The 13,945-nt window shown below is 54.7% G+C and carries 11 protein-coding genes; 5 read left to right on the top strand and 6 right to left on the bottom strand.

The features are described 5' to 3' along the window. Positions 1 to 782 precede the first annotated feature (782 nt). The 5 genes from AABO57_27570 (at position 783) to AABO57_27550 (ending at position 5,929) form a co-directional block, all read left to right on the top strand. Positions 783 to 1,250 (top strand): hypothetical protein, encoded by a 468-nt coding sequence (locus AABO57_27570; protein MEK6289491.1) that lies wholly within the window; start codon positions 783 to 785, stop codon positions 1,248 to 1,250. A gap of 95 nt (positions 1,251 to 1,345) precedes the next feature. Further along, positions 1,346 to 2,386: a discoidin domain-containing protein gene (locus tag AABO57_27565; GenBank protein MEK6289490.1), complete on the top strand. Its 1,041-nt coding sequence runs from the start codon at positions 1,346 to 1,348 to the stop codon at positions 2,384 to 2,386. Positions 2,387 to 2,720: 334 nt separating this feature from the next. Next, positions 2,721 to 3,785 carry a hypothetical protein gene (locus AABO57_27560; protein MEK6289489.1) on the top strand — a complete coding sequence of 355 codons (1,065 nt, stop codon included), beginning with the start codon at positions 2,721 to 2,723 and terminating at the stop codon, positions 3,783 to 3,785. 570 nt (positions 3,786 to 4,355) lie between these two features. Then, positions 4,356 to 4,646 carry a hypothetical protein gene (locus AABO57_27555; GenBank protein ID MEK6289488.1) on the top strand — a complete coding sequence of 97 codons (291 nt, stop codon included), beginning with the start codon at positions 4,356 to 4,358 and terminating at the stop codon, positions 4,644 to 4,646. 59 nt (positions 4,647 to 4,705) lie between these two features. Further along, entirely contained in the window at positions 4,706 to 5,929 is a 1,224-nt protein-coding gene (locus AABO57_27550) for an ankyrin repeat domain-containing protein (GenBank protein MEK6289487.1), read from the top strand. Between the two features lie 278 nt (positions 5,930 to 6,207). Here the strand turns inward: AABO57_27550 and AABO57_27545 are convergent, their stop codons facing one another. From AABO57_27545 to AABO57_27520, 6 genes are all read right to left on the bottom strand, one after another. Then, positions 6,208 to 8,646 carry an ATP-dependent Clp protease ATP-binding subunit gene (locus AABO57_27545; GenBank protein MEK6289486.1) on the bottom strand — a complete coding sequence of 813 codons (2,439 nt, stop codon included), beginning with the start codon at positions 8,644 to 8,646 and terminating at the stop codon, positions 6,208 to 6,210. 155 nt (positions 8,647 to 8,801) lie between these two features. Next, the gene (locus AABO57_27540) at positions 8,802 to 9,548 is read right to left on the bottom strand and encodes an ABC transporter ATP-binding protein (protein MEK6289485.1); all 747 of its coding nucleotides are present in this window, start codon (positions 9,546 to 9,548) and stop codon (positions 8,802 to 8,804) included. A gap of 27 nt (positions 9,549 to 9,575) precedes the next feature. Beyond that, positions 9,576 to 10,823, bottom strand: coding sequence for an FtsX-like permease family protein (locus AABO57_27535; GenBank protein MEK6289484.1), 1,248 nt, complete (start codon positions 10,821 to 10,823; stop codon positions 9,576 to 9,578). Between the two features lie 54 nt (positions 10,824 to 10,877). After that, positions 10,878 to 12,428 (bottom strand): lysine--tRNA ligase, encoded by a 1,551-nt coding sequence (gene lysS, locus AABO57_27530; protein MEK6289483.1) that lies wholly within the window; start codon positions 12,426 to 12,428, stop codon positions 10,878 to 10,880. 166 nt (positions 12,429 to 12,594) lie between these two features. Further along, the gene (locus AABO57_27525) at positions 12,595 to 12,867 is read right to left on the bottom strand and encodes a hypothetical protein (GenBank protein MEK6289482.1); all 273 of its coding nucleotides are present in this window, start codon (positions 12,865 to 12,867) and stop codon (positions 12,595 to 12,597) included. A 143-nt stretch (positions 12,868 to 13,010) separates the two neighbouring features. Then, positions 13,011 to 13,937, bottom strand: a complete 927-nt coding sequence (locus AABO57_27520; GenBank protein MEK6289481.1) for an alpha/beta hydrolase — start codon at positions 13,935 to 13,937, stop codon at positions 13,011 to 13,013. Positions 13,938 to 13,945 lie beyond the last annotated feature (8 nt).

Here is a 13,945-nt window from a genome sequence, read left to right as displayed (position 1 = left end):
CAGAGCTGGAACCGGTACAGGTACAGTCGCAATGATCCGATTAACCTTATCGATCCCTTGGGATTGGATGAGGAGGTACCGAACACGCTAGTATGCTCGAATTGCACGGTAAATATCAGCGGGGGCGGTAGCGCTGGCGGTTTCATTGATTTTGGCGGAGAAGTGGCCTTAGAACTGCCCGGTGGACAAGACCCGCCGGTACCGGGGACTGTGCCGGTTCCACAGATTCCCCCTCCCCCACCGCCAAAGATCTCCAGCCTCGCGGATTTGACAAGGTATTGGGATGGTATCCGAGACTGGATCAACTCAAAAGGAGATTGCGGGCGAAAGCTTCAAGCGTACATGGGCCAGTTGAACGCGCTGGTACAATCAAATATGCTGCATCTTCAGGACACTGTGGCTAACCCCGGTCTTCTAGCTACGCGGACTCCAAGAGGTACGACCATCGGAGGGGAGTTTAACGCCGGAAGCATTGCGGTCACGATTTTTAGTGCTCGGAGGGGTGGACGGGGCGCCTTAATCAACGTTGACGTCTATTTCGGCAACGCCTTCTTCGCTGAAACGGCGGAATGGCAAAGTATGACTTTCATGCACGAGCTGCTACATGCCGTATTAAGGGGGGATGACGCCCGCATACAAGCTACGCTTAACACAGGTGGGCGAAATGTTACTAACTGGATTGACCAGGGTTGTCCGTGAGGGATCTAGTCTGCCTATGTACTCACGGTGCGCCGTGACCGCCAGCGGGCTAGCGGACTACCGATAAGGAGGGCTTGGTACCAATGATCACGAAAGTCATACTGCCACTCATTTTGTTTCTGGTGGCTACAGACGCGATCTCGGGAAACGGCCAAGAGAGAGACGTAAAGCGGGACGAAACCAGATCAATCGAGGGACTACCTTTCTGCGCGCTCGTTGTAGGTGACTTCTATGACAAGGACCAACGGGAACGAACAATAGACGTTCTCATGGAGCCCGGTCAAGTCACAGATAGCAACCTTGGTCTTCTCTTCAGGATTCTCTCAGACAAGTTGACAGAAGAGCCAGCGCTTACGATCTGGGTCAACACTGATATAAGACAACTGGCGACTCTAGCTACCGGTACTGGGGGAAGTGGTCCTGCACAAGGTAAGAGGATCTTTCAGCTTGCCTACTATAGAAGAACCAACACAGTGGAACTCTTCCGCTACAACCCGAATTACCCCAAAGCCGGCGAAAAGACCATCATTATTAGGGGTAAAGAGGATTAAATAGCAATCTTATCCTTACTAATGATTCCGCACTAATGATTCCGCGATATCAATGATTTCCTGTCGCTAGGACATGCGGCAACGCAGGTCAATTGATGTCCATCAGCGGAACGATCAACTCGACGACCGAGAGCGCGGCTTACACTTATGACAATCTTGGAAGACTGGTGACATCTAATCAGACAAGTAACGGATCAAGCGCGCAGAGAAGGTTTGCTTATGACCGCTGGGGCAATCGAACCGGGGTATGGGATGCTGTCTCTGGCGGCTCTCAGATTCAATCCCTCGCGTTGGAGCAGAGCGGCGGAGTTCCCACCAACAGAATTCAGTACACCCCGCCAAGCACCAACGTGGCGCTGGCAGCTAATGGAGCAACCGCCACTGCGTCTTCTACCTTGAGCACGGCTTATCCGGAATCCTCGGTCATAAACGGAGACCGAAAGGGCGTCAACTGGGGCAACGGCGGCGGGTGGAATGATGGCACAGCAGACAGCTACCCGGACTGGATTCAGGTGAGCTTCAACGGGAGTAAGACGATCAATGAGATCGACGTATTCACCCTCCAGGATAACTACACAAATCCCGCTGAGCCCACCGAAGCGATGACCTTCAGTCAATACGGCATAGTGGATTTCAAGGTCCAGTACTGGAACGGAACGGCCTGGACTGCGGTGACTGACGGAGTGGTTACCGGCAACAACAAGGTGTGGAGGAAGTTCTCTTTCTCAAACATCACCACCGACCAGATCAGGGTGCGAGTAACCAGCGCATTGGCCAGTTACAGCCGAGTCACTGAGATCGAGGCCTACCAGCCGAACAACTCCGCCTATGACGCGGCGGGCAATGTCACTAACGACGGAGTACACAGCTACAGCTACGACGCAGAGAACCGGCTGGTGAGCGTGGACAATGGCACGACAGCCACCTACAAGTACGATCATCAGAATCGCCGAGTGAGCAAGACAATCCCCGGAATGAGCTTGACTCATTATGTGTGGCAGGGCTCGCAAGTGATAGCCGAGCACAATTACAGCGGGTGTCCTTTATGCAGAGATGGTCGAGATGGTCAGCGTCATTGCAAACCGGGCGAGGGTGGGAGGATTTGGTGGCAGCACATGGAAGGACGTGGGCTCTAGCGGTGGATTTGGTGGTTACAAGGCGGGCAGAGATATGCTGGATGAAGGCCAGTTTGGCGTCAATGGCAGTCCTCTATGCGAAAGGTTACGCAGGGCAGTTCAAGCAGCCAACTTCGTCGCACAAAACGGGCCAACGGATCCCAATGCGCTGAACTGGCGGGGTGTAGTCCAAGGTCGTGGCCGTCACAGATTTGTTCGCGCCCAAGATGGTGCCACACGCTTTGGCGACACAGATTTCTTTTGAAACTCCATTCAATACGGGGGCCTAGTGTTAGCCGACAAATTGATTAGGATCACTACTGTATTTTGCATCTGTCTTGCAGTGGAGGCTGGGGTGGGTTGTACTTTCCGCGCGACCGACTCGAAGCCATCTGAAAATGTATCGAAGGTCCTGAGAATTGGAAATGTCCCAACCAGAGAGGGCTGGTTTAAGTTGCAATTCGTTAGCGACCACGACGGCTGGCTTGCAAATGGCAAGAACCTGTGGCGAACAACTGACGGGGGTAAGAATTGGGAGCTTGCATTTTCCGGTGAAGGTTCGTGGGGTATTCTAGATTCTATCGACAGTGTCGAGTTCATCAATTCACAAACCGGCTGGATGTTGGCGAGGAGAATCTACAAAACTGTGGATAGTGGCAATACCTGGACAAGGTTGAGCGATCCTGATGTAGTTCTTCATTCAATTCACTTCCTCAAGGATGGAGAACGTGGCTGGGCCGCCGGAGAACAGTATCGTCCGGTTTCACCGAAGGATGCCGGTGCTCCAAGCCAGTTGGTGTCCAGTGATGGTAAGGAGGTCCTCTATCCGGCTCTCTTTCATACTGAAAACGGGGGTGCCACATGGAGCCGACAATCGCTTCCAAGCTCCGAGGGCAGGCTCCTGCACTTGTGTTTTCTAGACGCGGATCATGGATGGGCATGTAGCGACGGAGAATTCTTTTACCTAGAAAGCGGCAGCAACCGTTGGAGACTCGTTGATTATTCGACGAGTAAGTGTGCTAATCGAATGCTTCTGGAAACTACTGAAGGAAATACAGAAAGTGGGGTTGTCCACGCACCGGCAGCGATCTACTTCCTGGACGCGTCTCAGGGCTGGTTAAGCTTCAGGAATGGGTACATTGCTAAGAGCACCGACGGGGGACGAACCTGGTGCGATCTGCTTGACCCGAAAAGTATTTGGCCCAGTGCGAATTGGCAGACCTTCTTTGCGAAGATTCATTTTATCGATTCAATGCACGGTTGGGGATTGGGCGCGGACGGATCTCTCCAAGAGACCATCGACGGCGGAACAAGCTGGCGAAAAGTAGATATGAATGTCCGGTTCGAAGACATGTGTTTTCTGGATAAAGGGAACGGTTGGGCGATAGCAAGGGAAGGTCTGTTTCGGATAAGTCCCTAAGCGGAAACAGGCGCGGTCACGCAGCAGGAAACGTTGAATACCCATCGCTAGACGCGGCAATTCAGTATTGGGAAGAAAGGTTTGGTGATCGTGTTCGAGGTACTCAGACCCTTGATGCCTTTATTAACGGGCTGCAACATCCCGCCCAAGGCAATCCCTATAACAGCGCGGACCCCCGGGTATGAGGAGAAGTTCAGGGCTGTCTATAATTCCATGCTCAAGTTCATGGCGGCCTGTGGCATTCACCAATGAGGATTCTATGTTAGTCATCAGTATCGTTATTGGTCTTCTCCTGTCGTCCGCTGCCAATCGAGCCGGTGCCTGCGACGACTCCGCGTTCAAAGGCTATTGGAAGGAGCGCCACGATATGAATACCGTGGGCGGTATGTCAATCGGGCGTACGAATACTCTGTTTTCATTCCCAGGGGAGTTACCGCTTACGACGGTCGAGATCAGGCCAATCACGAGGGGTTCGGGCTCGCCCTCGGCGAGTCGGCACAAAGCTATATCTTTGTAAGGGGAGAGCACAATAGTCTTGAATACGATACACCGCGCCAAGCTGCGATCCAAATGGCGGAGTGGTTGCGGCAAGAAGGAAAGAAGATCGAATCGGAAACTATCACCGACGCGCATCTGGGGCCGCTGGATGCCGTGCTCCTCGTGGTTAGCTACACTTGTCCAGGATCGGCCCACCGATACGTACTGTCGTCCATAATGGCGCTCAGTCCTGACAAGCGTTTCATTTACGAGCTTGAACTTTACAGCCCTGCCAACCGATACGAGAGCGACCGGCCGGTGCTGAATCGAATCATTAAGTCCTGGAAGATGCTGCCCGGCTCGCGACAGCAGACGCGTAGATAGTGATCTCCTGTTGTTTAGTGGGGCGTGCCTTCTGTGCTAATCAAGTCGTCAGGGTGGTTATGCACGACGCAGTGCCTGAAGTGATGGAAAGTCGTTGGTTGAACAAACCATCCCCGCAAAGTATATTCATACCTGTCAATATGAAATTGATTTCAGTCGTTGCGATTTCATTAGCTTTAGCCGTGTCGGAATTCGCTTACTCCCAAAAGGGAATGGAGTCTAACCAACGAACCGATAGCTCTAATCCAGCATCGGGAGAATGGCGATTAGAGAGGCTCTCTGGCCATCACTATTCGGTAGCTTTGAATTCAACGACCAGGTCCTCGTATATAGAAAGTCGGCATATATTCGTTTATCTGGAAGAAAGGGATTTCAGACCAGATACCCTGAAGGATATATGCAATGCCATGGCGGTTGTGTATAAAAAGCCGCAATCTCTTTCAATAACCATATATAGTGATAAAGAAATGCTCCAACGGGCAATCAATGTCTACAAAGCTCCTGTGTGCTTATTTGACGATGGTACCCCTGCCGGTAAGGAAGCGCTCAAGCAGTTTACGGAGAAAGTGTTTCCCTCCAAAACCGGCTATTATCGCGCTTATTTCATTCGGTCCGAACACAAAGTAGATTTAACGTACAGCCCATATCCAGATAAAGTAGGAACCGTTCCAGTCTACACGGAGCGTGACGCCATTGCGGAGCAGAGCGACGATGAAATTACGCGAGAGTTGGTGAGTGCTATAGAAGCAGGTGAGATTAAGAAGGCCTTGTCGTGCATAAATCTCGGAGCCAATATTCGGAATAAGGGGCCAAAAGGAATTACGTTGCTCCAAAGGGCCGCCGTAAGAGACCAATTAGACGTAATCAAATCATTGCTCGATCATGGAACGGATGTAGAGGAACAGGATGACACTGGTGGAACCGCATTGATGGATGCTGCTTTCCATGCTGGTCCTGAAGTTGTTCAGGTCTTACTTGATAAAGGTGCAGACATAAACGCCAAGAGTAATGACGGTTGTACGCCGCTAAGGTATGCTGCGCTTCAAGGACGCTCGAACATAGTTGAAATGTTGTTAGACCATGGAGCGAGGTTAGAAGCGAGGGATGAGGACGGCTGGACTGCGCTAATGACGGCCATAGATTATCCAAGCACAGTGCAGTTGTTATTAGATAGGGGTGCAGATGTCAACGTTCGTAACAATGCAGGATATACGGTCCTTAATGCTCGCAGCCCGCGATGGTCAGGTAGAGACCGTGAGGCTCTTGTTGCGCAGTGGTGCTGACGCCTCCATCAAAGCCACCGATGGAGCCAGTGCATTTTCATTGGCGAAGAAAAAGAAGGAAATCGAAATATTGGAACTTCTCAAGCGCGCAGCCGAACGATAAGGTGTAATCAGGAATTCGAGGCTATACCACGTCATCACTCGCGGCAACAATCGCAGAAAGAGATTCGGATCCGATGATTACCTCACGTTCACCAGCATTCTCGAGCAGCATTTGGTATTCAACTCGACAGTTGAGACCTAAAGGTGACTCGCGAGCGCTGATGGGAATGGACGGTTCATTGCACCAGAAGTTCGTCGCCCAACTCTTCAAGCTCAACGGCGCGATACCCTAGCGAATCGCCTTCCAGGTATACCTCGACGACGGATGCCTCGCTGAAGCTGCCGCCAATCAGCGCATCTGAAAGCGGGTCTTCAACGTACTTCTGCAACGCACGGCGCAACGGACGCGCGCCGTAGGTGCGGTCCGCGCAAGTTTGTTCCACCACCCAGCGCTTCGCGTCTTCAGTCATTTGCACTTGAAGCTTTCTGCGAATAAGCGTGCGATTGAGAAGCGCGACCAGCAGACCGACTATCTCGAACAGGTCGGCGTCGGTGAGCGGCTCGAACACGATGATCTCGTCCAGGCGATTGACGAACTCCGGGTTGAACGTCTGCTTTACGGCTTGCATCACGCCTTCTTCGACGGTCGCCTGCTGTGTTCGCGCTGACGCCTGGAAGCCCATATGCCCGCGTTTCTGGATGAACCGCGCGCCGATGTTCGAGGTCATGATGAGGATCGTGTTCTTGAAGTCGATTGTGTTTCCGAGGGAGTCTGTCAGCGTTCCGTCTTCAAGCACCTGCAGCAGGATATTGAAAAGATCCGGATGCGCCTTTTCGATCTCATCGAGCAGCAATACCGAATAGGGATTGCGCTTGATCTTTTCAGTCAACTGCCCGCCTTCCTCGTGGCCGACGTAACCCGGCGGGCTGCCAATCAGCTTCGAAACGGCGTGCTTCTCCATGTACTCGGACATATCGAACCGGAGTAAGGCGCGCTCGGAACCGAACAGGAATTCCGCAAGCGATCGGGCGACTTCGGTCTTGCCGACGCCGGTCGGTCCGAGAAAGAGGAACGAGCCCACGGGTCGATTCGGGTTCTTCAGCCCCGCCCGGCTGCGGCGAATGGCGCGCGAGAGCGCCGAAATTGCGCGGCCCTGGCTGATGATGCGTTTGTGCAGCTCGAGTTCGATGCGCAGCAGTTTCGCCGATTCTTCCTCTTTAAGCGTGGTGATAGGTATACCCGTCCAGCGGGAGATCACCTCTTCGATATCATCCCGAGTGACGACCGGGAAGTGCTCGGCTACAAGATTGTGAGACTCGCGAAGCGTGGCGAGCCGGTCCAGTTCTTCCTGCTCTTTCTGCTTGAAGATCTTCGCCCGCTCGAAGTCGCGTTCTGCGGTAGCGCGTTCGAAGGCGGCGGTGTGACGGCGCAGCTTGCGCTGGCAATCGAGTATTTCGGCCGGCAAATTGGCCTCGCGCAGCTTAACTCGCGCGCCGGCTTCGTCGACGATGTCTATCGCCTTGTCGGGAAGGAATCGATCGGGAATGTACCGCTGCGACCCGTAGACCGCAGTCTCGATGGCGTCTTCCGTGTAGCGCACTTGATGGAAAGTTTCGTAGCGGTCCTTGACGCCTTCCAGTATCTTGACCGTTTCGGGTTCGGTGGGCGGCGGAACCTTGACCGACTGGAATCGCCGTTCAAGCGAGCGGTCCTTCTCAATCGTCTTGCGAAACTCTGCTGGCGTTGTCGCGCCGATGCATTGGATCTCGCCGCGTGAAAGTGCCGGCTTCAGAATGTTGGCCGCGTCGAGCGACCCTTCAGCCGATCCCGCGCCGACCAGCGTGTGCAGCTCGTCAATGAAGATGATGTAGTGCGGATTCTCGATCAACTCGCGCATGATCGTCTTGAGGCGCTCCTCAAACTGGCCGCGATACTTGGTGCCGGCAACCACCAATGAAAGGTCAAGCGCGAGGATACGTTTGTCGCGTAGGAACGGCGGCACGTCGCCCGAGACTATTCTTTGCGCGAGCCCTTCGACGATTGCGGTCTTCCCCACACCAGGCTCGCCTATCAGCACGGGGTTGTTCTTGGTGCGGCGGCAGAGAATCTGTATCACGCGCTCGGTTTCGCCTTCGCGTCCGATCAACGGATCGAGCTGATCGTTGTGTGCCGCTTCGGTCAGGTCGCGGCTGAACTCGGCCAGGTGGGGCGCGTCTTTCTTTTGAGCCAGCGCGCGCTCGTTGTGCTGCGCGCGGTTGAGGTCTTCGCGAATCTGATTGAGTCTGAGGCCGCGCTCGTAGAGTATCTCGGCTGCAGAAGATTTGTCTTCGCGCAAAATGCCCAGCAACAAGTGCTCGGTTCCGATGTGCCGGTGCCCGAGCCGCTCGCTTTCGTCGGCGGCGTAACTCAGCACTCGCTTGGCGCTGGTGGACAGCGGCAGGTCTATGGAGGCGGACACCTTGTCGCGAAGCGGGGTGCGGGATTCGATCTGTCGGCGGATTGACTCGACTGTCGAATGTGGACTGCGAAAGAACTTTTGGGTTAGCTGCTTGTCCTCGCGAAGCAAGCCGAGCAGAACGTGCTCAGCCTCGATGGCCTGGGCGCCAAACTGACTTGCTTCATATCGTGCAAAGAATATTACGCGGCGAGCCTTTTCGGTGTAACGTTCGAACATACTCGGTTCCGCTAAGTTGAGTAACCGGGGATTGAGTCGGAAGGGAAATGGAAAATTGCAAATCTCAAAATGAAACGCCTCGAGATCCGGATGAATTTCCAATTTTCAATTTCCAATTTCCAATTTCCTTTTCTTACAGTTCTCGGTCCTCACTGCTATTGAAGGCGGCCATCCTCAAGGTGAAGAACTCGGTCGCATATGGAAGCGAGACGCTCGTTGTGAGTGACGATTACCGAGGTCAGCTTCTGCGATCTGTGAACCTCCTTGAGCAGGCTATGAATGCTTTCACTTGTCTTGCTGTCGAGGTCACCCGTCGGCTCGTCTGCCAGCAGCAATCGCGGCCGGGTTACGAGTGCTCTTGCCAGCGCGACCCTGGCTTGCTCACCGCCGGACAACTCTCCGGGCCTGTGCGCAACACGGTCCGCAAGTCCGACGCTGTTCAGCATCGACTGAGCACGATCTATTGCCGCTCGACGTGAGCTTCGCCCTATGAGCAGCGGCATCATCGTGTTTTCAACGGCGGTGAACTCGGGCAGCAGGTGATGAAATTGGAAGATGAAACCAATCTCCCCGTTCCGAAAACGCGCCAAGTCTACATCACCGAGTTTGAAAATGTCAAACTCGCCGACTTTTACCGTTCCCGCTGTCGGACGGTCTAAACCACCTAATAGGTGCAATAGAGTTGATTTTCCAGCGCCCGATGGTCCGACGACCGCCACCATCTCGCCTTCGGCGATCTCAAGGCTCAAGTCCTGAAAGACCACGACTCGGCTTCGGCCCGATTCGTAAGCCTTCGTAAGACCTTCGGCGCGGACCAAAACGGATCGAGGATCGAGGATCGATGATCGAAGATTGACGCTTGGCGCGCGCGCTCTGGAATTGGTCAATTCTCTATTCTCCATCGTCGATCCTCGACCCTCGATCCTCGATCATTCGTATCTCAGCGCTTCAACCGGGTTGAGCCGCGCCGCGCTCAGCGATGGAAAGATGGTCGATAAGAAGCTGATCGCGATTGTGACCGCCGCAACCACGACAACATCAATCCACGTCGCGTGGAATGGGAGATAGTCTAGCGCGTACGCGCCGGCCGGCAGCTTGATCCACCGGTGGTTGTTCGCGAAATAACAAAAGCCCGTGCCGGCCACAACGCCGATGACGATACCCACTATTCCTATCAACACCCCTTGAGCCATGAAGAGATACATCACGCTGCGATTGGTCGCGCCCATCGTTTTGAGCACCGCTATGTCCTTGTGCTTTTCCAGAACGATCATTATCAACACTGTGATTATGTTGAGCGCGGCGATTCCAATCACGATCAGCAACGCGACTCCGGTCAGATACTTTTCATAGCTGAGCGCGCTGTAGATCGGCGCATTCAGTTGCTGCCAGTCCTGCACTTCGTAGTCATCGCCGACCGCGGCGAGCACTTCGGCGCCTATTCGCTTGACCGCGTCGACGTCGTCAACTTTCATCTGGATAATCTCGGCCACGTCCTCCGCGCCTGAAAGCCGCTGGGCGGCTTCAAGCGAGATGTAAGCCCAGGTCGCGTCATAGTCGCTGAGACCCGAAGCGAAAATGCCCGCGACACTGAAGTCGCGATAGCGCGGCGCGAGACCGACCGGCGTCAGATGACCTTGAGGAGAGATGATCGTCGCGATGTCGCCAACCTTGAGTCCGACTGTTTGTGCGAGGTCGCGCCCGAGGATTATTCGGTCGATCTTCGCGCCCGTCTCCGGATCGGTCTCAGGTTCGGCTAGCGACTGCGGATTGCCGTCAACGGTGAATTGGAAAACCTCGTTGGCGTTGGGCGGCGCGTTCATGTCGACGCCTTTGAGGACCGCGCCTTCGGTGTCTTTTTGCCCCTGGACGAGCACTCGTTGATAGAGGGTTGCCGAAGCTGAACGAATGTGAGGAAGAGAGCTCAGGCGTCGCACCAGTTCGCGATAGTTCTCAATCGGCTGGCGCTCTTTGTGGCTGAGATTGAGGTGAGCCGTGCCCGACAGAATCTTCGCCTGGAACTCCTGCCGGAAGCCGGTCATCATCGCGAGCACGACGATCAGGGAGGCTACGCCCATTGCCACCGCAGCGATGGCGATGACGGTGATGACCGAAATCATCACCTGCTTTCGCTTGGCGCGCAGGTAACGTAATGCGATGAAGAGTTCGTAAGGCATAAGGGGCAGAAGGCGGAAGGCAGAAGGCAGAAGGCAGCGGCGACTGCCTTCTGCCTACTGCCTACTGCCTTCTGGTTTTTCGGGCCTCATGTGCGGAAACAAAATCACGTCGCGAATCGACTTCTGATTGGTCAGCACCATCACCAGCCGGTCGATGCCTATGCCTTCGCCCGCCGTAGGCGGCATACCGTAAGACAACGCTCGTATGTAGTCTTCGTCGATCACCATCGCTTCTTCGTCGCCGCGCTCGCGGAGTTTCATCTGAGCCTCGAACCGTTGCCGCTGATCGACGGGATCATTGATCTCGCAGAACGCATTGGCAATTTCCATCCCGGCGATGAACAGCTCGAAGCGGTCCACGAACCGGGGGTCATCCTGATTCTGCTTCGACAACGGCGAAAGCTCCGTCGGAAACTCGGTTATGAACGTCGGGCTGATCAGCTTCGCTTCGGCAACGTGCTCGAACATCTCGCCCAGCAGATGGCCGTAGTCAAGCGATCTGAGATGTGGGATCTGAGACCTGAGATTTTCGTCTCGCTCTGCCCATCGCAGAATGCCTTCGCTTGTCGATAGATCTTCAAAGGTTGGCCGCTCTTGCGTGTCCGCCCAGTAGTGAATCACGGCTTCGCGCATGGTCAGCCGCTTCCAGGGATGTGTGAAGTCAATTCTGAGCTCGCCGTATTCGATGACCGCTGTGCCGCATACTTGCTCGACTAATGACGAGATCAAATCCTCGGTCAGCTTGAGAAGGTCCTCGTACTCAGAATACGCTTCGTACCATTCCAGCATCGTGAACTCTGGGTTATGCGAGCGGTCGATTCCTTCGTTTCGGAAGTTGCGATTTATCTCGTACACCTTCTCGAAGCCGCCGACGATCAGCCGTTTCAAGTAAAGCTCCGGGGCGATTCGCGCATAGAGATCGATGTCCAGAGCGTTGTGATGAGTCGCGAACGGCCGCGCCGCCGCGCCGGTAGGGAGCGGCGTCAGCATCGGCGTTTCGACTTCCATATAGCCACGCTCGTCGAAGTACCTGCGTATCAACCGGATGATTTGAGAACGCGTTTCGAACACACGGCGGACTTCGCGGTTGGCGATCAGATCGGCGTAGCGTTGGCGATAGCGCAACTCGATGTCGTGCAAGCCATAGTACTTGTCAGGGGGAGGAACGAGAGCTTTTGCCAGGAAGGTGAGGGATTCCGCGTGGATCGACAGCTCGCCGGTTCGAGTGCGAAACAGCCGGCCCTCGGTCCCGATAAAATCGCCAAGATCAAGCAGCTTGAACAGCGCCCAGGTGCGTTCATCGACCTCGTTGGACTTGATGTAGGCTTGAAGCAGCTCAGCGCCGTCGGAGAACCGAATGAACGCGGCCTTGCCCATCCTGTTAATAGCGTGAATACGACCGGCCGCTCGCGTGTGCGGGCGCTCTGCCTCAAGTTGTTCCCCGGTCTTGTCGGCGAACTGCTCGACTATCTGGCTTATGGAGTGGGTGCGGTGGAATCTGTGCGGATAAGGATCGAAGCCCAGTTCTATGATCTGACCAAGCGCACGCCGCCGTTCTTCGAGTTGATCATTCTCATCGCTTGCCGGCTGTTGTTCGTCCTCCATCAAGGTCTCCGGTGTGATCAGCGTGCTGCAGGTCGCTCAAGATAAGTCTCGATTATAGGAACCGGTTTTGAAGAGTGTCAACGCGCGGTGTTGTTTGATAGCAGGTAGGCGAGCCGGAATGTCCGAAGGGGAGCCGACGGAATGCGGTTGATTTACAAGCAGCGGATCACGAAGCCTTGGATTCCAATTTCTCGATGCGCCGCAAAAGCTCACGCTGGCCGGCGCGCGTCTTCAGAGTATCTTCATTCAGGATTGCGATCTCATCTCTCACGCGCGAAAAGTTCTCGTTCATCTCGGCACGCATACTCGCGATTGCCTGCTCGGTGGCACCCGCAGTCTGCACCAGCTTGCTTTCGAGTCTGGTCTCAAGGCTCTGTAATCTCGCAATGAGCGCCTCGACCATTGGCTGCGTTATCATTTCATGCTGATCATCACTCATCTTTCCCTCGCAATGTTCCTCTGCATGAGTAAACCGAAGGGACCGAGACTGTCAAGCAATTTGTTACAATCCGCCCTGATTATCATACGCTAAACGCTCTGTTGTGATCGCTGCTTTATTCTGCCGCTTCTTGAACTCGCGCGCTATCGCCGAGGGCTCGTACTGGGCGGCGCACAGGACTCGATGAAGCCGCGCAGCGCTTCGAAGTATGGCTTGCCCCCGACGATGTAAGTCGAGTTATGTGGCGCGCCCATCACTTCGTAAAACTCTTTTGGCTCGGGCGCCGCTTCATACAGCCGGCGGCCAAGCTCGTAGGGAATAACTTCGTCTGCTCGGCTGTGGATGAAAAGCTTCCGGCATCGGACTCGATCGATCTTGCTGAGCGAATCCATCTTGGTGTGCAACAAGACTCGCGGCAAAAAGGGCATCACTGCGGCGGCCACATCGCCCGCGCTTGTGAAGCTCGATTGCACGATCAAACCGGCAGGTTCGACCTGACTCGCAAGGTCAATTGCCGGAGCGCCGCCAAGCGATTTGCCGAAGATGATTACTTGCTCGGGCGCGACTCGGCGTTCGTTGATGAGATAGTCCCACGCCGCGCGAGCATCCAAATACAAACCCTGCTCGGTTGGTTTGCCCTCGCTCTTGCCGTAGCCGCGGTAATCAATGATGAACACCTGGACCGGCAACTCCATCATCGCGCGAATCATTTCGTAGCGGTAGCTGAGGTTGCCGGCGTTGCCGTGAAACCACAGCAGGACCATCTTTGACTCAACCGGAACGAGCGAACCGGCTGCGTTCGGGTGCGGCGTGCAGTACCAGCCGTGAAGCCGCACACCATCCGATGTCTCGAAGAAACAGTCTTCAATCTTCGGGACGACTTGTCTTTCGCGCGAGCGGAAACTCTCGACCTCCCAGAAGCCGTCTGGATATTTGGTCGGAAAGTAGATGAGCCTGTCTTCGAACGCCATGATTAAGGTTATCAACCCAGCGACAAGCAATATCATAATTCGGGCGAGCCGCCACACGAAGCCGGTGTTGTTCCAGAGGTTGTTGAGAAATCGTCGCAACCAGTACC

The sequence above is a fragment of the Acidobacteriota bacterium genome (genome assembly GCA_038040445.1).
GTDB classification, from domain to species: Bacteria; Acidobacteriota; Blastocatellia; order UBA7656; family UBA7656; genus Onstottus_A; species Onstottus_A frigus.
The sequence above is the reverse complement of the archived record's forward strand: the minus strand, read 5'-3'. Positions and strand labels throughout refer to the sequence as shown.